Source organism: Trinickia sp. (genome assembly GCF_051953955.1).
In the GTDB taxonomy this organism is placed as follows: domain Bacteria; phylum Pseudomonadota; class Gammaproteobacteria; order Burkholderiales; family Burkholderiaceae; genus Trinickia.
Genome location: NZ_JBQCIF010000060.1, coordinates 1 through 22,580, shown reverse-complemented (window position 1 = coordinate 22,580; position 22,580 = coordinate 1). Strand labels below are relative to the sequence as shown.

At 63.8% G+C, this 22,580-nt stretch carries 20 protein-coding genes and 1 pseudogene; 11 read left to right on the top strand and 10 right to left on the bottom strand.

The features are described from left to right. The first annotated feature begins 193 nt into the window (after positions 1-193). Both ACTHNZ_RS11455 and ACTHNZ_RS11450 read left to right on the top strand, forming a co-directional pair. The gene (locus ACTHNZ_RS11455) at positions 194-481 is read left to right on the top strand and encodes a PAAR domain-containing protein (RefSeq protein WP_440542611.1); all 288 of its coding nucleotides are present in this window, start codon (positions 194-196) and stop codon (positions 479-481) included. A 364-nt stretch (positions 482-845) separates the two neighbouring features. After that, positions 846-971: pseudogene (locus ACTHNZ_RS11450) on the top strand (transposase); the annotation flags it as partial. On the opposite strand, the gene ACTHNZ_RS11445 reads toward ACTHNZ_RS11450, so the two are convergent. From ACTHNZ_RS11445 to ACTHNZ_RS11430, 4 genes are all read right to left on the bottom strand, one after another. After that, positions 943-1,596 (bottom strand): SGNH/GDSL hydrolase family protein, encoded by a 654-nt coding sequence (locus ACTHNZ_RS11445; RefSeq protein WP_440542610.1) that lies wholly within the window; start codon positions 1,594-1,596, stop codon positions 943-945. The pseudogene ACTHNZ_RS11450 and the gene ACTHNZ_RS11445 sit on opposite strands and share 29 nt — an antisense overlap. A 246-nt stretch (positions 1,597-1,842) precedes the next feature. After that, the gene (locus ACTHNZ_RS11440) at positions 1,843-2,286 is read right to left on the bottom strand and encodes a DUF6691 family protein (protein WP_440542609.1); all 444 of its coding nucleotides are present in this window, start codon (positions 2,284-2,286) and stop codon (positions 1,843-1,845) included. A 1-nt stretch (position 2,287) separates the two neighbouring features. Then, positions 2,288-2,725 (bottom strand): YeeE/YedE family protein, encoded by a 438-nt coding sequence (locus ACTHNZ_RS11435; protein WP_440542608.1) that lies wholly within the window; start codon positions 2,723-2,725, stop codon positions 2,288-2,290. 11 nt (positions 2,726-2,736) lie between these two features. Continuing rightward, positions 2,737-3,060, bottom strand: a complete 324-nt coding sequence (locus tag ACTHNZ_RS11430; protein ID WP_440542607.1) for a metalloregulator ArsR/SmtB family transcription factor — start codon at positions 3,058-3,060, stop codon at positions 2,737-2,739. Between the two features lie 679 nt (positions 3,061-3,739). Here ACTHNZ_RS11430 and ACTHNZ_RS11425 point away from each other — a divergent pair. Beyond that, positions 3,740-5,128 (top strand): hypothetical protein, encoded by a 1,389-nt coding sequence (locus ACTHNZ_RS11425; protein ID WP_440542606.1) that lies wholly within the window; start codon positions 3,740-3,742, stop codon positions 5,126-5,128. A gap of 51 nt (positions 5,129-5,179) precedes the next feature. Here the strand turns inward: ACTHNZ_RS11425 and ACTHNZ_RS11420 are convergent, their stop codons facing one another. The 4 genes from ACTHNZ_RS11420 to ACTHNZ_RS11405 are packed head-to-tail and all read right to left on the bottom strand — an operon-like array spanning position 5,180 to position 9,955. Continuing rightward, positions 5,180-6,172: an ABC transporter permease gene (locus ACTHNZ_RS11420; protein WP_440542605.1), complete on the bottom strand. Its 993-nt coding sequence runs from the start codon at positions 6,170-6,172 to the stop codon at positions 5,180-5,182. Positions 6,173-6,180: 8 nt separating this feature from the next. Further along, positions 6,181-7,209: an ABC transporter permease gene (locus tag ACTHNZ_RS11415; protein WP_440542604.1), complete on the bottom strand. Its 1,029-nt coding sequence runs from the start codon at positions 7,207-7,209 to the stop codon at positions 6,181-6,183. Between the two features lie 4 nt (positions 7,210-7,213). Further along, the gene (locus ACTHNZ_RS11410) at positions 7,214-8,764 is read right to left on the bottom strand and encodes a sugar ABC transporter ATP-binding protein (protein ID WP_440542603.1); all 1,551 of its coding nucleotides are present in this window, start codon (positions 8,762-8,764) and stop codon (positions 7,214-7,216) included. Positions 8,765-8,824: 60 nt separating this feature from the next. Beyond that, on the bottom strand, positions 8,825-9,955 hold the full coding sequence (locus ACTHNZ_RS11405) for a substrate-binding domain-containing protein (RefSeq protein ID WP_440542602.1): 1,131 nt from the start codon (positions 9,953-9,955) through the stop codon (positions 8,825-8,827). A gap of 409 nt (positions 9,956-10,364) precedes the next feature. Here ACTHNZ_RS11405 and ACTHNZ_RS11400 point away from each other — a divergent pair, with 409 nt between their 5' ends. The 8 genes from ACTHNZ_RS11400 to ahpF all read left to right on the top strand — a co-directional run bounded on the left by ACTHNZ_RS11400 (position 10,365) and on the right by ahpF (position 19,341). Then, positions 10,365-11,051: an N-acetylmuramoyl-L-alanine amidase family protein gene (locus ACTHNZ_RS11400; protein ID WP_440542601.1), complete on the top strand. Its 687-nt coding sequence runs from the start codon at positions 10,365-10,367 to the stop codon at positions 11,049-11,051. A 51-nt stretch (positions 11,052-11,102) separates the two neighbouring features. Beyond that, positions 11,103-11,480, top strand: coding sequence for a lysozyme inhibitor LprI family protein (locus ACTHNZ_RS11395; protein ID WP_440542600.1), 378 nt, complete (start codon positions 11,103-11,105; stop codon positions 11,478-11,480). A gap of 157 nt (positions 11,481-11,637) precedes the next feature. After that, on the top strand, positions 11,638-12,462 hold the full coding sequence (locus ACTHNZ_RS11390; RefSeq protein ID WP_440542599.1) for an isocitrate lyase/PEP mutase family protein: 825 nt from the start codon (positions 11,638-11,640) through the stop codon (positions 12,460-12,462). A 66-nt stretch (positions 12,463-12,528) separates the two neighbouring features. Continuing rightward, a complete protein-coding gene (locus ACTHNZ_RS11385; protein WP_440542598.1) occupies positions 12,529-14,901 on the top strand; it encodes a hypothetical protein in 2,373 nt (790 codons plus the stop codon). Continuing rightward, positions 14,898-16,121 carry a hypothetical protein gene (locus ACTHNZ_RS11380; protein ID WP_440542597.1) on the top strand — a complete coding sequence of 408 codons (1,224 nt, stop codon included), beginning with the start codon at positions 14,898-14,900 and terminating at the stop codon, positions 16,119-16,121. Before ACTHNZ_RS11385 ends, ACTHNZ_RS11380 begins: the two co-directional genes overlap by 4 nt. 12 nt (positions 16,122-16,133) lie before the next feature. Then, complete coding sequence (locus ACTHNZ_RS11375; protein ID WP_440542596.1) at positions 16,134-16,844, top strand: DUF1266 domain-containing protein; 711 nt, start codon at positions 16,134-16,136, stop codon at positions 16,842-16,844. Between the two features lie 206 nt (positions 16,845-17,050). Next, a complete protein-coding gene (gene ahpC / locus ACTHNZ_RS11370) occupies positions 17,051-17,614 on the top strand; it encodes an alkyl hydroperoxide reductase subunit C (RefSeq protein WP_440542595.1) in 564 nt (187 codons plus the stop codon). 125 nt (positions 17,615-17,739) lie between these two features. Next, positions 17,740-19,341: an alkyl hydroperoxide reductase subunit F gene (ahpF, locus tag ACTHNZ_RS11365; protein ID WP_440542594.1), complete on the top strand. Its 1,602-nt coding sequence runs from the start codon at positions 17,740-17,742 to the stop codon at positions 19,339-19,341. 50 nt (positions 19,342-19,391) lie between these two features. On the opposite strand, the gene ACTHNZ_RS11360 is transcribed toward ahpF, so the two are convergent. Continuing rightward, positions 19,392-20,339, bottom strand: a complete 948-nt coding sequence (locus ACTHNZ_RS11360) for an alpha/beta hydrolase (RefSeq protein ID WP_440542593.1) — start codon at positions 20,337-20,339, stop codon at positions 19,392-19,394. A 189-nt stretch (positions 20,340-20,528) separates the two neighbouring features. Further along, positions 20,529-22,580 (bottom strand): putative bifunctional diguanylate cyclase/phosphodiesterase (locus tag ACTHNZ_RS11355; protein WP_440542592.1); only part of this gene is annotated, 2,052 nt, incomplete at its 5' end.

Below are 22,580 nucleotides of genomic sequence, written 5' to 3'. Positions count from 1 at the left end.
TTCGACTTCGACTTTACGAAAATTTCGATGAGCGCTGTATGCGGCCAATCGTCAACCATAGCTGCTCACATCGTTCTTACGCCAGGTTCCAAGCACTGCACAGACGTTAGGAACCGAGAGTAAGTGAAAAGATGAGCACATACTTTTAACATGACACGGGCATAATCGTCACCGAGGTCTTTCGCGCTAAACCATGCAACGTTATCTGATCCTTGACGGTGACAAGACCACCGCGAGCGGAACGGTAGTCGCCGAGCCAACCACAATCCAGTTTGACGGCCGCGATGTCGCCCACGAAGGCGATGATGTGCAATGCCCGGCATGTAATACGACCGGCAAAATCAAATGTGACGGTCCTCGTCAGGTGATGACCGCTCCCGACGGTCGACATGCAGTTTTGAGCGATGATCTTTGCATCTGCAAGTGCGATCCTCCGCCGAAGCTCGTCGCTTCTCAACAATCGATGTCAGTCGAATCCTGATGCCCGTCTCAGAAGCACCTAGGCCCTCAGCTTTAGTTCGTCTTTTGGGTTCGTAGACTACTCGACGCCTCGTATGCGCTGACCCAAGTAGCCGCATAGACCGTCCTGAGCCGTGTTGGTCGTGAAGTCCAAGGCTAGCGGGGGCGTTCATGCGAAGCTGTGAGGACCATATGATGCGGCACAAGGGAACGTCTTATATCGCTTCCGCAATAAATTACTCGACGATGAAGCAATGCCGTGCAGCCTCGCCTGCGAAGAAGGTTGCCCCAGTTGAGTCTTTGCCGCTGGTTTCTGTGTCGCCCCGGCGTCAGTGTCGTGTCGTTTGAATCTTAGACGAGGTCCGGGGGCGGTAGAATAGGCATGAATGAAAGCCTACTCAGCAGAACGAAAAGAAGCCCTGGTGCGTCGCATGATGCCGCCGGAAAATGTGCCGGTATCCGCGCTCGCGCGAGAAACGGGAATCACCGAACGAACGTTGTACGTGTGGCAGCTCGAATAATGTCCGCAATGGCTTTGCCAAGCACTGCGTGCTGATCGGCGTCAAGGTGAATCCCGTCTCGGTGGCTCGTCGTCGTCACCGTCCCTGCGTCGAAAATCATGCAGCCGTGCGATCGTGCGATATCACCGTACGCGTCTGCCAAGCCGATGCACCGGCCTTCGCTGCCGAGGAACTTGGGCATGATGGGGCCGTCGGGCACCCTGATAGCCGGCGGCACGACGATCAACACGGGGGGCACGGGCATGCCAGGTTCCACAGGAGCACGGCGTATCGAATCGATCAATGCGCCGATGCCTTCCGCCGAATGCCGTGCGGTGTTGTCGTGGACCGTCTGGAAATCGTTGGTGCCGAGCATCACGATCACCAAGTCGAGAGGCGAGTGCATTTCGATCACTTGCTCAATGCCTACGATGCCGTTTCGTCCGGGCTTGAGAGGATCGTCCCATGCTGTCCTGCGGCCGTTCAGGCAGTTCTCGAGCACGCGTGCTGCGACTCCTCGCATCCGTAGTGTGTTTTCCATCACGCCGGGCCAGCGCGCGTCGAACGGCAAGCGCTGGCGGGTTCCGGGAACGATGCCCCAAGATAGCGAGTCGGCATACACCAGAATCTGTTTCATATCGATTGCATCGGGACAAATGAGAGTGGGGCGTTGGTTCTCAATAAACGATCGTCATGAGTTCGAGGACCAGGGCTCCACTCGATATCGTCATCCAGGTACTCGACCTGCGCTGAACCGAGGCATGGCGGGTCGGTGCTCCGCCTTGCATGTCGCGGTGGAAATAGGCGGCTTCCGCTCGGCCGAGCATGGCGATCGTTCGTTTTGCCTACTGTTTTCGATCTCCTTTATGGGATCGCGGGTAGTTCACCCGCGTCGTAGAACTGACTTCGCGTGTTCTATCAGGTCGACGGCGGCCATGCCCGCTGCCATTGCTGCGACGAAGCCGACGGCCTTCGGGTAGCCGGCCCCGATCGCGACGAGTGCAGGGCCAGGACAGAAGCCCGCCAGGCCCCAACCGACACCAAACGCCGTGCTGCCGAAAATCAGCCTCGGCGTTATGTCCCTGCTGATCGGCAACTGCATGGGCGCTCCGAGGTATGACCGGTTGCGGTGCCTGGCTGCTGAAAACGCAAGCGAGCCGATGGCAATGGCACCGGCCATCACGAAGGCCAGTGACGGGTCCCACTGACCCGCGAGGTCAAGAAACCCGAGTACTTTGGCTGGGTTCGCCATGCCGGAAACCGTCAGGCCAATACCGAAAAGCAAGCCAGCGAGCAGGGCCATGATGGACGCCAGGCGGATTGTCATATCAGTGTCCTCCGATGAGGTGCAGTCGCACGAAGACAGTCACGAATCCCGCGATCATGAACGTTGCGGTCGCAACCAATGAGCGAACGGCTCCGCGCGAGATGCCGCATACGCCGTGACCGCTCGTGCAGCCCGCTGCGTAACGAGTGCCGATGCCGACGACGAACCCGGCGAGTGTGATTTCGCCCCAACCGCTCTGGATGTCCAAATGAACGGGCTTGCCCAATAGGCTCGACATGATAGGCGCGCCCATCAGTCCCGCGAGAAAGGCCAGGCGCCAACCTATGTCGCCGAGTTGCAGTTGCAGCAAGCCACCGAAGATACCGCTGATGCCGGCGATGCGGCCGTTGAACAGCACGAGCACGGCGGCAGCCAAACCGATGATGAGTCCCCCTGTCAGCGACAGACCCGGCGTGAAATGATGTAAGTCGATCTGCATGAATTTTCCGTTCAGGCGTTCGCGCAGAACTGCTCGTACAGGACTGCCATGACGGCAAGCGCCTTCGGGCTTGCCACGGAGTAGAAGATGTTCTTGCCTTCCCGACGCGTAGTCACGAGCCCGTTTTCCCGCAGCACACCCAGCTGCTGTGAAAGAGTGGGTTGCCGGATGCCGAGCTGTTCCTCCAACGCCCCGACGGAGATCTCTTCTTCTTGCGAAAGCCGGCACATCAACAGCAGACGGTCCGGGTTGGCGAGCACCTTCAGCAGTGCGCATGCGTTGGCCGCGGCGGCTTGCATCGCGGTGGGGTCGATGATCGGAGTGGGCGATTCCATGGGAGACGTCAGATCGATGTGAAAACATTATGCCACAAAATAAAATATGTTTGTATAAAGTGTTTGCTCTGGAGGCGCTTTGGTCGAAAGCGTCGACAACACCGCGATGACGGGCGGGCAACCGCCATCCTCAATCAGTGGAGGATGAGAGTTCGACTGTCCCGCTATCGGCCACGAGCCACACATGCCCGTCGCGCTTTGCAGTGCCTGTTGCGCGAATCGCCGCATGGTTGCCCGAGAGCGCGAAGACGTTGCCGTCGGCCGCTTGTAGATTGATTCAGCTTGAATGGAAAATCAGTGCCTCGTGCGGTTTTCATCACTTCCTCATTAATTTCGTTACGAAACGGCGCCGAAAATTACACCTGTGGTCTTTCTACCGCGGCGATGAGATGACGAAAAACGCCTCGGGGACGTTCCGAAGATCGGCGTGCGGAATCTCACGGCGCGACGAATCGAGCCGTGGGGAAGGGCGCCAATGCGACGAGAAGCGAATGACCGAGAGCAACGACGTTCCGTTTTCGGCGTTGGGCGTGCGGCTTTTTCGCTCCGTTCCACACCGCTTCGCGGTGCCCGGGCTTGCGGCCCCTTGGCTTAGGCTACAGTCGCGTCGATTGCAGCATTACCGATCCATTTGCCGAAGGGGGAGACGGCCGTGTCCGAGTCGATTCGAAGTGCCCATTTGCCCGCGACTATCGGCGCGGGCTCGAGCCCGAGCCCGGCCCATCCGACAGCCCGCACGACGACTGCACGACCGAGCCCGGCTTCGCTGCCCAAGGGCGGTAGCCAGATCGAGCACCTGCAAGGGCTCGCAAGCCGTGGCGCCGCGGGGAAGGCGGCGGCTGAAACTGCCGGAGCGCCACTGACGCGTGATCTGTCGTTCCGCGAATGGATGCCGAAGGCGACTGCGGCGGCTACATCCCACGACGACGAATGGTCGGAGCTGGACGACATTTTTCGGCGCCAACCGGCTGCGGGCCAAGCCGGCAGCCGCGCACCGACACACAGTCTGATCGATGCGCCACAAACGCCTTTGCCCAAGAGCGTGTCGACCTCGGCGCCTCCGGCTTTGCGCAAGGGCAGGGCGGCCCCGGCGCCTCAAGGCCCTGCCGGGCAGCAGGAGCCGGCTCGCACCGGTTCGTCCGGCATGCTGGGGACCCTCAAGCGCTCGGCCAAGAATTTGCTGGGATTGGGGCGCACGTCATCGTCGTCGACGCCGAAGCAAGACGCCGCGCCGCGGCCGCTGCGCGCCGCGTCGCATCCCGCGGCCGCACCGATGGATGCGGTAGCCGGAACCGCCACCAGGATTCATGAGCAGAACGGCGGTCCGGCCGCATGGCGCAACGCGATCCCGAAGCTGTCGGCCGAGCAGGCGCGCCGCGAAGGCAAGCCGGTGCCGACCCGTCGTCCGCCCCCGCCGCCGACGAGCGGGAGCGCGGGCCACGCCGCGCGCCCAACCACTGTCCCCACCGGGCAAAGCGATCTAACGAAACCGAAAATCGGCTCCGGTAAGGCGCGAAAGCCGCAGACACAGACGCCGCAAACCGCCCCGCGGCGCAACGAGCCAGGCCAGGTGACGGTGTCGCCCCGCGCCGGCAAACGGCCCTCACGGGCAGGGGCGGATTACCGTCTTCCCAAATTGGGACCCCTATCCGCCATCCCTGAGCACCACCACGAAACCGGCGCGCTCTCGTCGCTCGGGCAGCACTATGACGGCCTGTGGCGCGATTTGCGTGGCTCGATCAACGGCGCGAACGGCGCGCTTCAAGCGCTGCGGACTACGCCGAAGAAGGGACTCGCGGGCAAGCGCGCCGAACTCGAGCGCCATGCAGCCGAACTCGAGCGATTGATTGCCGAGACGGGGATGGCCGAGGTGGATGGGGCGACGGTGCAAGCGCTCAAAAACCTCGAAGCGCCGAAATCCGCGCACAGCCCCGACTCGCTGCGCACCCGCGCCGTTCTCGTCGACCGCGACATCCACGAGACGATACGCCAACGCAATCATGCGCGAATCGCACTGCGGACGCTCGAGCGCACCATCGCCAGCCTGCCCCGAGCGACGGGGCGTTGAAACGTCATCGCTGAATCCCCGAAGGTCGGATTTGAGCGACCGCCACCCGCTTCATCGAACCGCTTTTTCCCGGCCGTAGAGCATCATCATGACGATGATGACGAGACCGAAAACGACCTGCCGGAACACGTCGGCGGGCAGCTTGACACCCAGGTGCGCAAAGTAGTCCTGCGGTTGCAGCACGGAAAGAATCGATTGCAACAAGGTGATCAGAACGACGCCCGCGACGGTGCCGAGATAGGTACCGCGGCCGCCCAGCACGTTGGTGCCGCCGAGCACGATGGCGGCGATGGCGGGTAGCAGATAGGGGTCCCCCATCGCCTGATAGGACCGGTTCGCCCAGCCGGCGAGCAGCACGCCGCCCGCCGCGGCGCAGGCGCCGCACAGCGCGAATGCGATGAGCATGACACGGCGGCTATCGACGCCCGAGAGAAAGACAGCGCGCTCTTTGTTGCCGATCGCGTAGATCTCGCGGCCGATCCTGGTTTGCGTGAGCATGTACGTCGTGGCGGCACCGAGCACGATCCAGATGAGCAGCGGATTCGGAACGCCATGGATCGCCTGGCCGCTCGCGAGCACGACCATCAGTGCGGTGGCCCGGTCCTGCGGCGCGAAGCCGCCCGTGTGGTAGACCATGAGCCCTTGTGCGACCGCGTTCATGCCGAGCGTGAAGATCATCGAGGGCGCACGCAGATAAGCGACGCCGAGCCCGTTCAGTACGCCGACGGCGGCACCGCACGCGATCCCGAACGGAATGGCGAGCGGCACGCCGAGCGTGGGCCCGAGGATCCCCGATGCGCCGGTGGCCATCATGCCGCCCATGGCAATCGTCCAAGGAATCGATAAATCGATCTGTCCCATGAGAATCACGATCATCTCGCCCGTCGCGATCGTGCCGAGGAAGGCCGCCACTTGCAATTGCTGCACCAAATAATCGAGCGAGAGAAAGCCCGGCTTCGCAGCCGCGCCCAATAGAAGGAGCAGCACGGTGCAACCGAAGGCGATCAGCGTCGCGGAGTCGATCTTGGGCAAGGAGCGAACCATGGCGAGCATCAGCGATAGAGGTCGAGCTTGTTGCGAACCCGCAGCAACCGCAGCGAACCGAGGCTGATCGCGAACAGCAGCACGAGGCCGACGAACAGAGGCTGCAGGACGGGATTGATATTGAAGACGATCAGCAAATCGCCGACCGTTCGCATGACGAACGCCCCGAAGATGGAGCCGACGACTCCGCCCGAGCCTCCGAACAGCGACGTGCCGCCGATGACCAACGCGGCGATGGAGTTGAGCGTGTAGTCGCCGCCGAGGGCCGCGCGCGCTTCGCCGGAGAACGTGATGCAAGTCAGCAGCAAGCCGCCGAGCGCGGCGAGCAGGCCCGCGAGCATGTAGGCGCATAGCTTGGCCGCAGCGATCGGTACCCCCGACATGTAGGCCGCCTGTTCCGACGAACCTACCGCATAGGCAGCGCGACCAAGCGTGGTGCGCCGGTACGGTAGCCAGACGAAGACGACCGTGGCGAGCAGGAGCAGCACGGAGCAGGGGACGCCATAGATGGACCGCGTCATCCAATCGGCGAAATCGCCGTTGATGTCGCCGCCCGGCTGCGGGCGCAACGCCAGGGCGATTCCGAAGTCGATCGCGCTCGTCGCGAGCGTGGCGATCAGCGGCTGCAGCCGGCCATAGACGACGATCAATCCGTTGGCGAGGCCGCAAGTCAAGCCCGCGGCCAATACGCCGGCGATGCCGAGGGCGGTCGTTGCCGGGCCGCCCACGACGATCGTCGAGGCAAGGCAATTGGCCAGCATGAAGATCATGCCCACCGAGAGGTCGAGCCCGCCCGTGAGCACGGGCAGCGTCTGAGCCATCGCGACCAGCGCGAGCAGGGCCCCTTTGTTCGCGGCCGTATTGACGACATCAACGCTCAAGCCGTTCGGCTGGGCCGCGCCATAGACGCCGAACATGGCCGCGAAGATCGCCGCCGCGATGAGCGGGCCTCGTTGCGCGGCAAGCCGGTAGCGCCAGTCGCTTCGGCCCGGTGGGCGGCGCGGCCCGAGCGGTGTCGGCTTCTGTTCGGCTTGCATCGTCCTACCTCGAAAGAATCGCAGCGGGGGGCGGGGCACCGGGCGCCAGGTTCAGCGCGGCACCGACGAGGTTTCGCTCGGTCAAATCCGAGCCTTGGAGCATTCGTCCGATGGTGCCGTCGTAAAAGACGGCCACGCGGTCGCAGCAGCCGATGAGCTCCGCATAGTCGGTCGAATAAAAGAGGACGGCGGTGCCCTGCCGCGCGAGTTCGCGCAGCAGTTGATAGATTTCTTGTTTCGTGCCGACATCGATGCCTCGGGTCGGATCATTGAGGAGCACCACGCGCGGTTTCGTCATCAGCCATTTACCGATCACGACTTTCTGCTGGTTGCCGCCCGAGAGCGCGGCGACGGGCCCGTCTAGGCCGTCCGCTTTGATCGCGAGCTGGCGCACGAGGGCGTCGATCCGCTCGTTCTCGGCCTTGCGGTCGATGCGTCCGAAACGGCAGACCGTATCGAGCGCCGCGAAAGAGAGGTTTTCCCGCACGGTCATCGGCAACATGAGGCCTTCGTTTTTGCGATCCTCCGGAATCAAGGCGAGGCCGAGCGCGGGCGACTTCGCTTGCCGCGGACTCGCGATTTTGACGGGGCGGCCCGCGACTTCGACTTCACCCTCGACGCCGACCAACGCGCCGAACAGCGCCAGCAGGAATTGCCGTTGACCTTGACCATCGAGCCCGCCCAGGCCGACGACTTCGCCCGGATGCACTTCCAGCGAGACTTCGTTCAGTTCTCCGGCCCAAGACAGCTTGCGCACGGCGAGCGCCGGTGCACCGTCGCGTTTGGTGCCGCCGAGCGGCGGAAAGGCGCTCGAATATTCGCGGCCGATCATCATCTGGACGATCGCATCGTCGGACTTGGTGCCGGCGGCGAAGGTCTCGATATAGCGGCCGTTGCGGAACACCGTGCAGTCGTCGGCGAGTTCGGCGATCTCGTGCATCCGGTGAGAGATGTAGATGATCGCCATCCCTTGCTGCCGCAGTGTCTTGAGCAATGCCAAGACTTTGAGCACATCGGCCGCGGTCAATGCGGACGTGGCTTCGTCGAGGATCAGCACCTTCGGCTTGCGCACGAGAGCCTTGGCGATCTCGACCATCTGCTGGCGCGATAGCGGCAGGTCGCCGACGCGCGCGGCCGGATGAATCTCCTCGCCGCCGATGCGCGCCAGCATGTCCTCGGCTTGCCGCCGCTGCGCGCGGCGGTCGATCAGTCCGAGCCGGTGCGGCTCGAGCGCGATGCCGATGTTGTCGGCGACCGATAAGTCCGGCAGCAGCGACAGTTCTTGAAAGATGCACGAGATGCCGGCCTGGGCGGCTGCGGCGGGCGTCGGAAAGCTGACTGCCTCGCCATCGAGAAAAAGGCGCCCGCGATCGGGCTGGACGACACCCGAGAGAATTTTGATGAACGTGGACTTGCCCGCGCCGTTCTCGCCCAATAGCGCATGAATCGACCCGGCGCGGCAAGCGAATTGCACGTCTTCGAGCGCGCGCACGCCGCCATAGTGCTTCGAGACACCTTCTACCCGCAGCAGCGGGCTCGGCGCGTCCTCAGTCATCGTGCCTTCCACTCCTGCGATCGCGGCGGATGCGCCCGCCGCCGGTTCGATCGGTGTCCGTCAGTTGTTCGTGCTCGACTGCTTTGCGATCTCCTCCGCCGAGAAGCCTATGTCGCAACTCGGGAAGTTGTTGCCGGCGAAGAAACTGCCCGGCAGCGCGGGAAACACGGTTTTTCCCTCGGTGAACGGCGAATAATCGATCGAGGTCGGTAGGGCGATGCTCTGCGGGATGGCACTGCCATGGAGCGCGGCCAGCGCCGTTTTGATGGCCACGGCGCTTTGCGCGGGGCCGGTGCCGCCCGACTGACAGGTGAGGTGTGCCTTATCGCAGAGCATGCGGAACGCATTCTCCGTTTCACCGGAGACAGGCGCTTTGAATTTGCCGGCATCGAGCATCGCCTGGACCGCACCTTGCGAGCCGCCCTGAACATAAATGCCGTCGAATACGCCGCCCGCAGCGATGGCATCGGCCGTGGCCTTTTGTGCATCGCCGGGCGCCCAGTTGCCGATGACGTCGACCACCTTCACGTTCCGGTGCGATTGATCGAGCACGTCATGAAAGCCTTTGTTGCGTGCGAGATCCACCGGCTGCCCCGAGGGGCCGCGCACGTGAAGGAACGTGAGGTCGCCTGTTTTCTTCGCTTCCTTGAGCAGAAACTTGGCGGCCGTTTTGCCGAGCCCGATCTGGTCGACGTTGACCGAAATCTGGTCGGGGCTATCGATCACGTTATCGAACGAGACGACCACCACGCCTTTCGCGTTGGCTTTGCGCACCACGCCCTTGAACGCCGCGGCGCTATTGGCATCGACGATGATCGCATCGAAGCCTTGGTCGATGAAGTTGTCGGCGGCGGCGATTTGAGCGGAGATGTCCTGGCCGACCGAGACCACCTTGAACTCCTTGATGTCCTTTTTCACTGCGGGTTGGGCCACATACGCCTTCGCCACGCGGATCATCTGGACGCGCCAGTCGTTCGCGATGAAGCCGTTCACGAGCGCGATGCGGTAAGGGCCGGGCTTGGCCGGCCATTGGAAGAACTTGGTGTCTTTCGACTCCGGGGCGAAGCAACTCGCGTCCGTGCCAGGGCCGCTGACGACCTTCGGGCCTGCTGCCAACACTCGAGCCGGCAATGCTGCTGCCAACAGTATGGCGGCTGCCACCGGCAGCAGCGTCTTTCGGATGCATCTCATCGTTCGTTCTCCCGTCGACCGGATGATCTTGCCCTAGTCTTGCGAGGGTAGGTGGGCCAAAATTCGCATGTCAAGCCCCGGTGCCCTCGACCACTTAATGGGACGCTCCACGGGGCGTCGTCGGGCGGGCGGCGCCATATCCTCATGCCTAACCCGGCCGTTAAGGTCACAGTAAGTGCGGCTATCTCCGGTGTTTCAGCGTGCAATCGAGGGCGGTGATTGGCGATGGATGCCTCCTGATATCTATTGCTCGACGATTACGCTGACCGGTCGCCATCGGCGCAGGATACGTCTCATTATTCTGATAGGATTGCGCTGATTTCCGGTTATCAGCCTCGGTTCTCAGCCTAATACGCCGCCGCTCGCGCAACCAAAACGACAGCTTCCTATTTTGCGCTCGACTACTCAGATGCCAAGAATCTCCATCTCTTCCCTTATTGCTTTTTTGCTTGCCTTTTTTACCGTAGCGACATGCCAGGCGGCATCGATCATCGTCGATGCCGGACATACTTCGGCTCATCCCGGCGCGACGGGCGCGAGCGGCCGAGTCGAGCATCTTTACAACCTCGACCTCAGCAAAGCGGTCACGGAGGACCTGCAGGCAGCCGGTGAACGCGTCGTTCGCACGGGTGCCGACGATCGCGAGATCGGGTTGGCGGACCGTCCGAATGCGGCGCCGAACGCCGACTTCTTCATCTCCATTCACCATGATTCCATGCCCCAGGCTTGGATCGACGAGGGGCGGAACCGACTATTGAAGGGCTTCGCGATTTTCGTGTCCGAACGCAATCCGCATTACGAGCAAAGCCTCGTATGCGCCAAGACCATCGGCGAGCGTTTGCTGGCGGCGGGGGAAACGCCGTCGCTCTATCACGCGACGCCGATCAAGGGAGAAAACCGTCCGTTGATCGACCGGCGGCTCGGCATTCATCGATTCGACGATCTGGTCGTGCTGAAAACCGCCCCGATGCCGGCGGTATTGGTGGAAGCCGGCGTCATCGTCAATCCCGACGAGGAACGCCGACTCGCACAGCCCGCGACGATCGCGAAACTCGCCAACGCCATCTCCAATGGCGTCGTGGATTGTCATCCATGAAGCGATAAGCCGTTTTATGCAGTTCCCATCCGTCAATAAAAAGGAAAAATCATGAAGAAATTTGCCGCTGTTCTCTGTGCCACGATGCTTCCGCTCGCCGCGCATGCGGCCGGCTGCGGCAAACCGCGCAATGCATTCGACCAAGTGTATTGCGCGAGCACCGTTTTCTCGCAGGCCGATCGCGACCTGAATGCGCAGTATTCGCGCTTGCGTACGCATCTGAATCCCACGCAGCAGGCTTCGCTCAAGAGCGGGCAGCTTCAGTGGCTCAAGCAGCGCGATCAGCAATGCAGCGAGGAGAAGGACAGTGGCTACTTCGTCAACCTCGATTGCGCCGTGAACATGACGCAGCAGCGCCTCGCATTCCTTCAGGAGCGTGAGCGCGAGTGCAGCAGCACGGGTTGCGTCGATGGCAAGCTCGGACAGTAAGCCCGCGCGTCGAATCGATCGGGCGTGACGTTCGCCACTGCCGGCCGCGAGGCCGGCATCGGTTCAATGGCTGCCGAGCGGGTAAAGCACCTGCGGCATTCGAAGCGCTAGAAGCACTTGAAGCACTTAACCGCTTTTGTCCTTTCTGGAGGTTGCCATGTCACGCTCGATCGCCGAAAAACGCGCTGCCTTCCGTGCCTTGCACGGATCGGGGTGCTTCGTGCTGCCGAATCCCTGGGACGCCGGCAGCGCGCGCTACCTCGAAAGCCTAGGGTTCCGCGCGATTGCCACGACGAGCTCGGGATTCGCGTGGTCGAATGGTTGCGCAGACAACCACATGAGTCTCGAGGCGGTCCTCGCGCATCTGCGCTCGATGGTCGCGGCGACGAATTTGCCGGTGAACGCGGACTTCGAAAACGGCTTCGGCGCGAATCCGGAGGAAGTGGCCGAGAGCGTCGAGTTGGCCGTTGCCACCGGTGTGGCGGCCCTGTCGATCGAGGATTCCACCGGTGACGCCGGCGCGCCGTTGTTTCCGATCGACGTGGCCGTGGCGCGGCTAGAGGCGGCGCGCGGCGCCATCGATGAGAGCGGTGGCGATACGCTGCTCATCGGCCGAGCCGAGAATTTCGTGGTGGGGATGACCGATCTGGACGACACGCTCGCGCGCCTCCAAGCCTACGCGGCGGCGGGGGCGGATTGCCTTTATGCGCCGGGCATCCGAACCGCGGAGGAGATCCAAGCGGTGGTGCAGGCCGTGGCACCCAAGCCCGTCAATGTGCTGATCGGCGCCAATTCGACCTTGACGATCGACGATCTCGCCGCCCTTGGCGTGCGGCGCGTAAGCGTGGGCGGCGCACTCGCGCGGACGGCATGGGGTGCGTTCATGCGTGCCGCGCAGTCGCTCGCGCAAGGCCGTTTCGACGGATTCGGCGAGGCGGCGTCCGGCGCGCAGCTCAATGGGCTTTTTGGCGGCGATGCTTGAAGCGCGTATCGGGCGCTGTCGTACGCAGCGTGCACGGCGTCCGCTGTAGGAATCGTGGAGAGACCAATGACGCCGAGTCATGATGTCGTAACGGACCGAGAGTTGGACCAATTTCTGGATCGGCTGGAAGCCGATCTGGCCGACGACGATTCGGATAAAGCGGAAAGCGTGTTGGCGGCGCTGCGCGCGCAGCCGCTACGCGCGCATTCGATCGATGCGCTCGGGCGCCTCCATTCGCTTTGGCTCTATGCCGGCGATGCGGCTGCGTCGCGCGCCATGCTCGACACTGACGGCTCGAGCGTGCTGGCGAGCGCGCCCCCCGACGCCCGTCCCGATATCCGCATGCGCCTCGCGCAGCACCGGCTGCATATCGCCACGTTCCTGCGCGAGGAGGAGGCGATGGGGCATGCCCTGGCCGAAATGGCGAACGTGATCGCCGAAGAGCCTGGCCTTCCCGCGGAGCGCTATCGGCGCTGGGGGGCGTTCGACAACATCGAGCGTCACTACCCGGCGCACGCATTCACGGCCATCGAGCTGCGCCATGCGCTGCATCTTGCCATCCCCGAGCGCGCGTCGCTGCGTGCGCTGGACGAAGCCGACCGCCAGCGGCGCCGCGCGTGGGCGTTCCGAAGTCAAGGCGCGGATGCGGAGGCGGCCAACGCGGCCCACGCCGCGTTCGAGGCGCTCACGAATGCGGCGCCAGGCCAATCCGTCGGCGAGCGTGACTGGCTACGCCTCGGCGATGCGCTGATCTGGGTCGCGCCGGATGGCTATCCGGTCATCGAGCATGCGCTGCGCGCGCTCGCAGCCGACTGGCCGCAGGCCCGACGCCGCGAACTCGACGTTCGCCTGGCGCGGCTCGCCGCGCGGGCCATCTATGCGCGGGAGGGGCCAAAGGCCGCGCTGGCGGCGTGCGGGCTTGCCCGCCATAGCCTGTCCGCGCAGGGAACCGACGATTTCATCGAGTACGAGCTGCCGTGGCTCGTCGAAGCCGAACGATTCGACGAGGCGGGGCAGCGCCTGTTCTTCCATATCTACGAGTGCGAAGAGCAGACGTGGGCGGGCATGGCGGGCGTCATCCACACGCGCCTGGCCGATGACCGCGATGGGGCGGCGTGGTGGCCGCTGTGCGTGATGCTCGCCTGCGATACGGCGAATTTGTTGGAGCGGCTGATCGCGAACGGCCGGGCCGGCGCAGTGAACATCAAGCTGCGCTCTGCCGTGCATGCCGAGCTTTTCGCGGCGATCGGCGAATTGCGCGACGACGAACTGCGCGAAGCGATTTACGCGGCGGCCCGTGCGCTCGCCCAGCGGCGTGCCCCGGAACATCCGTGGATCGCCTGCCTGAGCGCGCTGCACGACGGCCGCACCGAAGCCATCGATTCGGCCACCCAAGCCGACCGGCTAAGCGCCGCTATCGAGCAAGGCGGCATGAGCGACGACCGCTCGCACTACGCGTTGTTCGTCGCACGCGAGCGCTCGCTCGGCCTAGCGGCCGCGCTTCGGTTTCCTCGTCCTGAATTGGCGAGCGGCAGGGCCTGCTACCGGTATGCGGCGGGACTCGACGAGGACGGCGGGCGGTTTCTGGAAAGCACGCCCGTGCCATTACGCGCCGAAGCGTGCGCGGAACTCGAGCGGCTGAAGGTCGCCGTCTACGAGCAAGGCCTCGAGTACATGGAGCGTTTCCTCGAAACGGGAAGCGGACACCCGTACGACGGGTGCGCGGAACTCTATGCGATGCTTTGCAACAACCTCGGCCTTTGCTACACGAACGCCGAGCGTTGTCAGGAGGCGATCCAACTGCACCGGCGCGGCATCGAGGCGAGCCCGTTCGCCGATCAGTACGCGAGCTTGGTGAACGCGTTGAGGGCGAGCGGCGATCATGCGGCGGCTGTCGACATGGCCGAACAACTCTGGCAGTTTTCCGTGGCACATGGCTTTGGCGGCTATTCGCCGAACTGGTACGTGCGCGACATCGCCAAATCGCTATCGACGCTCGAGCGCAGCGACGAGATCCTGATTTGGCTCGAGCGGCTCGTGACGTGGCAGCGGCAGACGGAGCGTGTCGACGAAACGAAGCTTCCGCGCGATGCACTGGCGGCCCGCGTGGTCCTCGCGATGCGGCTCGCCCCTGAGCGGCCCGGCGAAGCGGCTTCGCTTTGGGAAACCCTGAAACCTCAGGTGGAGGCGAGCGACAACCCGTGGACGGTTTGGAACGCCGCCACGCTGCTGCACGACCTTGCGCGCTACGACGAAGCGCGGAAATGGTACGAGCGCGTGCTCGCATTGAACGCGACGTTGCCGGAACACGAGGGCCTCGATGCCGAGAGCGTCGAAAGACTGAAGAAGCAGGTCGCGTCATACGACGACACACAATCGCAATCGCAATCGCAGCGACGCGAATCCGCGCGCAAATCCTGGTGGAGGTTTTGGCGATGAATACGCCGGTCGACAGGCTCGGCTACGCGCCGCGCAACGCGCTGAACGCCGGCGAATTGAAAGCCGGCATCGCCGAACGCAGTCGCGCACGCGGCGACGGCGACGATATCCGCGCGTGGCTGCTCAATCACTTCTATCGCCACGTCGTCGCCAACTTCGTGCCGGCTCGCACGATCGAATCGCTCGACGACGCGCAACGCGCGTTTGCGCCTGCGCCGGTGCCCGCATGGGTCATCGCGCGCTTCGGAGCGGTGGCCGAAGCGGGCGCCGAACGCGCGGCTGCGCCGCTCGCTCCCGTCGTCTGGGTCGATCCGGCCGAGCCGTCGTTGCTCGCGCTCGAAGCGCGTCTCGTGGAATTTCTCGAATCGCGCGCCGGCACGCCGCTCGCCGGCAAGCTCGATCGCATCAACTGCCCGCAGGCGCTCGCGCTATGGGAAAGCGAGCACGCCCAGATGGCGGAGCGCATCGAGCGCGGCTGGCGCGAGAGCCGGCCTGACGCGCTGCGCACGCTGCTCGAACTGCCGAGCGGCCGGTTCGTCGAGCTTCGCCACGACGGCGACAGCGCGCCGCTGCGTGCCGAGATGGCCTACGAGAGCTATGCGATGCGTCACTGTCTGGGCCAGTTCACCGACCGGCAAGCACTGACGGGCGGCTACGGCGAACGATACGCGCAAGCGATCGAAACCGGGCGCATGCGGCTGATCAGCTTTCGCGACGCGGGCGGGCAACCGCACGTGACGATCAGCGTGATCGTCCACGAAGACGGCTCGCTCGAAGTCGAGCAAGTGAAAGGCAAGCAGAACCGGCCGCCCGTTGTTCGCTACGTGAACGAAGTCGTGGCCTGTCTGAACGCGCTCGGCACGAACCACACCATGCCGGCGGACTGCATCGCGATTGGTGTCGTGCGCACGCCGTCCGGCTGGGCCCATATCGACGACGTTCGAGATACGGCCATGCAGGCCAGCCTCGTGGCGCGTCACCCGGTGCTGTTCGCGCATCTCGCCGCGCCGACACCCGCGGTGGAGTGGTTCGTGGCCGCCCGTCAACCGCAGTTGCTGCACGCGCGCACGCCGCGCGCCGCGGCGGTGCGCTATGCCATGCGCAGGACCGGCGGCGCGCCGGTGGATGAACGCGCCACGTTCGTTACCGAAGGCATCGGATGGCCGGGATTCGACGGTTCCGACGACGATCGGCTCGACGTTTTCCGGCCTCGAGCATAAGGAGCCCGAACGATGTCTCAGCCATGGTGGTTCAACGTTTCCGTCGTGCTGTTCGCCGGCTGGTGGATGTATCGCTTCGCGCGGCAACTGATGCCGGAGCGGTTGCCTGCACGCCGGCGCTGGGCACTCGCGCTGGCGCAGCCGTTTGCCGTCGCGACGAGATTCGGGACGTTTCACGTTTCGGCGGATCTCGTCATGACCGACGCGATGCGCGCCAGATTCCGGCCGCAACTGCTGCATCAGATGGGCTTGCGGATCGATGCGAGCGGCGACGATGCGCGCGCGCATCTCGCTCGCACGCTCGAAGCGCAGTGGTTCCGTGCCGATCTGCACGAATTGTTGCCGACCGACGATCCGCGCGCGGCGCTCGCGTTCGCATGCGCCCGGACGGCCTTTCTCGCCCGCATGACGATGTTGATGGGATGGCTCGAGCCGCAGGTGGCGTGGCGGGTGCTGCTGCTCAATGCACAGCGGGCCCAGGATTGCTTCGCGAGTTGGGAAGACTACGGCCGTTCGTTCATCGTAGGGCGCCGCCAGTGGGTGGCGGCATTTCGCGCGGACCCGTTCGGCGCGGCATTCGACGAGAAGACGCTTGCCGAATGGCTTTCCTCCCGCAAGCGCGGATGGCGCAGCCTGCCGTGGCCGGGACTCGCCGCATTCAGTCCTGAGCCCGCCCCCGCGCCGATGCCTGACGCTGCGCCCTCGGTCAGCACGAGTCCATAGAACGCATTTCGCGTAGCGGGCCGAGCGCCCGCCCGGTTCACGCGACGATTCGATCGCCCACACGCGGCCGTCGGCTGCACGCCATGAGCGGCAATGGCGCCGATAGTCCTCTGCTATTTGATTGATAATTTCAATCAAATTTTCATGTTGATAGTGAAATGCGATACTGCACTCACTTTCCAACCCAACCAGAGGACTCACGCGAAATGCCGATCATCAACAGCCAAGTCAAACCGTTCAAGGCCACCGCTTATCACAATGGCGACTTCGTGACCGTCACGGACGAGAGCTTCAAGGGCAAGTGGTCCGTCGTTTTCTTCTACCCGGCCGACTTCACGTTCGTCTGCCCAACCGAGCTCGGCGATCTGGCTGATCGCTACGCCGAATTCAAGAAGATCGGCGTCGAAATTTATAGCGTTTCGACCGATACGCACTTCACGCACAAGGCGTGGCACGACACCTCCGACACCATCGGCAAGATCCAGTACCCGATGATCGCCGATCCGACGCGCGCGATCGCGCAAAACTTCGATGTCCTCATCGAGGAAGAAGGCCTGGCGTTGCGCGGCACGTTCGTCATCGATCCGGAAGGTCGGATCAAGCTTTGCGAGATCCACGACAACGGCATCGGCCGCGATGCGGGCGAATTGCTGCGCAAGGTCCAAGCCGCGCAACACATTGCCGCACACCCGGGCGAAGTGTGCCCCGCGAAGTGGACGCCGGGCGCTGAAACGCTGACGCCGTCGCTCGACCTCATCGGCAAGATCTAAGTCGTCTCAAAGCCGTTCAATACGGCTCACGCAGCGCCATCGGCAGGCTCGATGGCGCCGCGCGCGGCCCGTCGTCTCTACGTCTCTACGCCTACACGCCTTCACCTCGAAATACCGGACAAGCCATGCTCGACGCGAACCTCAAGACCCAACTCAAAACGTATCTGGATAAAGTCACGCGGCCGATCGAGATCGTCGCCTCGCTCGATGAGTCGGCGAAGTCGCAAGAGCTGCTCGTGCTGCTGAACGAGATCGCCTCGCTGAGCGAACGCGTCGTCGTGATCGAGCGCCGCGGCGACGGCGAACGCAAGCCGTCATTCTCGATCGGCGAGCCGGGCAACGCCGCCGGCATCCGGTTCGCCGGCATTCCGATGGGACATGAGTTCACGTCGCTCGTGCTGGCGTTGCTGCAGGTGGGCGGCCACCCGGTGAAGCTCGACGAGGCCGTCATCGAACAGATTCGCGAGCTCGACGGCGACTACGCGTTCGAAACGTATTTCTCGCTCAGTTGCCAGAATTGTCCCGAAGTCGTGCAGGCGCTGAACGTGATGGCGCTCATCAATCCGCGCATTCGCCACGTTGCGATCGACGGCGCGCTGTTTCAGAGCGAGGTCGAAGCGCGGCAGATCATGGCTGTGCCGACGATGTTCCTCAACGGCCAAGTGTTCGGGCAGGGCCGCAGCGGTGTAAAGGAGATTCTCGCCAAGCTCGATGGCAACGCCGGGGCCAAGGCGGCCAAGGCGCTCGAGAGCAAGCCCGTTTTCGACATGCTGATCGTCGGCGGCGGCCCCGCCGGTGCAGCGGCTGCCATCTATGCCGCGCGCAAGGGCATCGTCACGGGCGTGGCAGCCGAGCGCTTCGGTGGACAAGTGCTCGATACGCTCGCGATCGAGAACTTCGTCTCCGTGCGCGAAACGGAAGGGCCGAAGTTCGCCGTGGCGCTCGAAGAGCACGTGAAGCACTATGAAGTCGACATCATGGACGCGCAGCGCGCGCAAGCACTCGTGCCTGGCAACGTCAACGAAATTCATTTGGCGAACGGCGCGGTGCTGAAGGCAAAAACCGTCGTGCTGGCGACCGGCGCGCGCTGGCGCGAGATCGGCGTGCCCGGCGAGCGCGAGTACCGCAATCGCGGCGTGGCATATTGCCCGCACTGCGATGGCCCGCTCTTCAAGGGCAAGTGCGTGGCCGTCATCGGCGGTGGAAACTCGGGTGTCGAAGCGGCGATCGATCTGGCCGGCATCGTGCGCGAGGTGACGCTGCTCGAGTACGGGGATACCCTGCGCGCCGATGAAGTGCTGCAACGCAAGCTGCGCAGCCTGCCGAACGTGACCGTGGTGACGAGGGCGCAGACGACCGAAATCGAGGGCGACGGCGGCAGGGTGACGGCGCTCGCCTACCGGGATTTGCGCGCGAACGAAGCGAAGCGCGTCGAGCTCGACGGCGTGTTCGTGCAGATCGGGCTCGTGCCCAATACGGAATGGCTGAAGGGCACCGTCGAGCTGTCGCCGCGCGGTGAGATCGTGGTCGATGCCAAGGGCGCCACTTCGCTGCCGGGTGTTTTCGCGGCCGGCGACGTCACGACGACCCCGTTCAAGCAGATCGTGATCGCGGTGGGGGAAGGGGCGAAAGCATCGTTGGGCGCCTTCGACCATCTGATTCGCAGCACGGCCGAGCCGGCGGCGAGCGCACCTGCGACCGTTGCAGCCGAGCCTGCGCTGGCCTGACGGCCGGTTCTCGCGCGGCAGACGGCGCTGCGGGCGTGCCGTCTGCTTGCCTAACCGGCCTTCAGGGCGTCATGAAGCGCCTGGCCGAGTTGTCGCTGAGCGAGACGGGCTGCCGCAACGGTGCCTCCCATGCTGACGAATCCGTGTGCGAGGCCATGATATTCGACCATGACGACGTCGTTTCCGGCCTCGCGCAAGCGTGTGCCATAGGCGATCGCTTCATCGCGCAAGGGATCGTACGTCGCGATTTGCAAGAGTGCCGGCGGCAGGCGCGAGCAATCGTTCGCGAGCAGCGGCGCAGCCAGTTCGTTCTCGGGCGGCTGCGCCGAGCCGAAGTAGCAACGGTTGAAGTAGTCGACCGTGCGCATGGTCAGCGTCGGGCCTTCGCTGTACTGGCGGCGCGAATCGGAATTCCCGAAGTAGCCGGCGCCCGCGGGGGGATAAACCAGGCCCTGGTAGACGATCGCCGGGCCTTGGCGGTCGCGCGCGAGCAGGCAGACGACCGTTGCCAGCACGGCGCCAGCACTGTCTCCCGCAACCGCGATCGGCGCGGGGCCGCCAGTCAACGCCGCAGCCTTCGCTGCTATCCATTCGAGCGCTGCCCAAGCGTCGTCCACGGCAGCCGGAAACGGATGTTCCGGTGCGAGGCGATAGTCGACCGACACCACGGTCGCTCGACTGTCGGCGCAAAGCCGGCGGCATACGTTGTCGTACCCGTCCAAATCGCCCAAGGCGTACCCTCCGCCGTGATAGTAGGCGACGACGCCGACCGGCGTGCCCTCCTGGGGACGATAGATGCGCACCGGCACCGGCACCTGAGCGGCCGTGCCCATGGCAACGTCATCGGACACGATGACCGCGGCAGGCTCGACGTCGTGTGCGGCGAGTATCTGCCGGTACACGGCGCGTGCGGCGGGAGGCGGGAGGTCCGCGAGATCGGGCACGCCCGCTTCGCGGGCCTGAGTGAGGATGACTTCGAGGGCTTTATCGAGTGCCATGGCCGTAAGATGGATCCGAGGGGCGAGGAGGGTGGTGTCATCTAGTTATATCATATAACTATGATGACATGAAACGGATTCGCCGAGACCCTAGGGAAAGCCTGCATTCGACGCGTTGCGTTGCGCACAGCGGCGTAAGCGAAGGGCTCGTCAAGGTTTCCCTGGGACGGCTCGCAAGGCTTGCCTACGTCAAGCCGCGATCACGGGTGCGAACGATTCCTCGAATCGCTCGGGCTCGATCGGCTGCGAGTACAAGAATCCTTGCGCGAAATCGCACCCGATGCCGCGCAGGAAATCGCGCTGTTCCGCCGTCTCGACGCCTTCCGCGATGACCTTCAGCCCGAGCTTGTGCGCGAGCACGACCATCGCTTCGCACAACGCTTGATTGTCGGCATCGCTGCCGACGTTGACCACGAACGAGCGATCGATCTTCAGATAGTCGATGTCGAATCGCTTCAAGTACGCCAATGACGAATATCCGGTGCCGAAGTCGTCGATCGATACGCCGACGCCCGCATCGCGGAACGTCAACAGTTTCTCGTTCAACTCGGCATCGAGCAGCAGCCCCTCGGTGATTTCGACCGCAATGGCCTGGCCGGGCATGCCTTCTTGCGCGAGATGTTCGGACCAGTGCGCGCAAACGAGGCTGTCCTGCCGGATTTGCACGGGCGACATGTTCACGCTGATCTGAAATTCCGGCCCGAAGCGCGCGCGCCATCGGCGCGCCTGCTGCACGGCTTCGCGGAACACCCAGTCGCCGATCGGCACGATGAGGCCTGTTTCCTCCGCCAACGGGATGAATTCAGTCGGATCGATCTTCCCGCGCTCGGGGTGATGCCAGCGGATCAGCGCCTCCGCTTTCCGGATTTGCCCCGTCTCGAGCTCGACTATGGGCTGGTAAAAAAGCTGGAATTGCTTGCCTGCGATCGCGGAGCGCAAGTCGCTCGTGAGCCTGAGCCGCTTTTCCGCCGCCACGCGCAAGTCCCGCGTGAAGTACCCGACGCGGTTGCGCCCGGCGTTCTTGGCGGCATACATGGCTTGATCGACGTTCTTGAACAGGACGTCGAGCTCGGCTGCATCGTCGGGATAGATCGTGACCCCGACGCTCGCGGAGATGAACGCTTCGTCGGCGCCGAGCGCGAAGGGCTCGGCAAGTTCTTCGATGATCTTCTCGGCGATCCGGCTCACGCTATCCGTGCCATCGGCTGCGTCGAGCTTGGGAACAATGACCGTGAACTCGTCGCCGCCCAGGCGGGCAACGGTATCCGATTCGGCCACGCATGAGCGAATGCGCTTGGCGGCCGCAACGAGCAAGACGTCGCCCTTGTCATGGCCGAGCGAGTCGTTCACCTCCTTGAACCGGTCGAGGTCGATCAGCATCAACGCCATGCGCTGGCCGCAGGCATCCGACGCGCTCGCTTCCTGTGCCAGGCGGTCATGGAACATCTGACGATTCGGCAGGTGAGTGAGCACGTCGAAGTTGGCTTGCCGCCAGATCGTTTCCTCGAATGCCATGCGATCCGACAGGTCGCGGCCGATCGCGAGCACCGATGTGATGTTGCCCGACCGATCGACCTCCGGCGTCAGCGAGATATGCGTGCACTGTTCCCGGTCGTTCGCACCGATCCACCTCAGTTCGAAGAGTGTCCGTTTCCCGAGCGCAATCGTCTCGCTGATTTTCTTCTCGTAGGCGAGTGCGCTCGCCCCACCGGGAATTTCCGACGGTCGCTTGCCGAGCACTTCCTCCAAGCTGCGTCCGGCAAGCGAACAGAATGCGGGGTTCGCATACGTGCGGCGCAACGCGCGATCGTAACGTGCAACCGTGTCCGGCGAATTCTCGATCAACGTGCGGAAGGCTTGCTCGCGCCGGGTCAGCTCAGCCGTTCTTGCCGTCACGGTTTCTTCCAGGCGCGCATTGATCTCGTTGATCTTCTGAATTTTCTGGCCGATCGCCGCACTCATGCGATCGAACCGTTGCGATAGCCGGCCGAGTTCATCTCTGCGATGGGCGGCGCGTCCCGGGCCGGGCGATTCGAGCGCTTGCGCCCCGGCATCGTTGCCCGTGTCGTCCATCTTCCGCACGAGTCCCTTCAGCGGGACGGTAATGCTGTGCGCGATGAAGTAGGCGAAAAAAATCGACAGCAGGAAACCGGCAATGCCCACGAGGACGATTTGGTTTCGGACGGATTGCGCCTGCGCCGTGAGCGTCCGTTCGGACGTCGTGCTCACGACGAACCACGC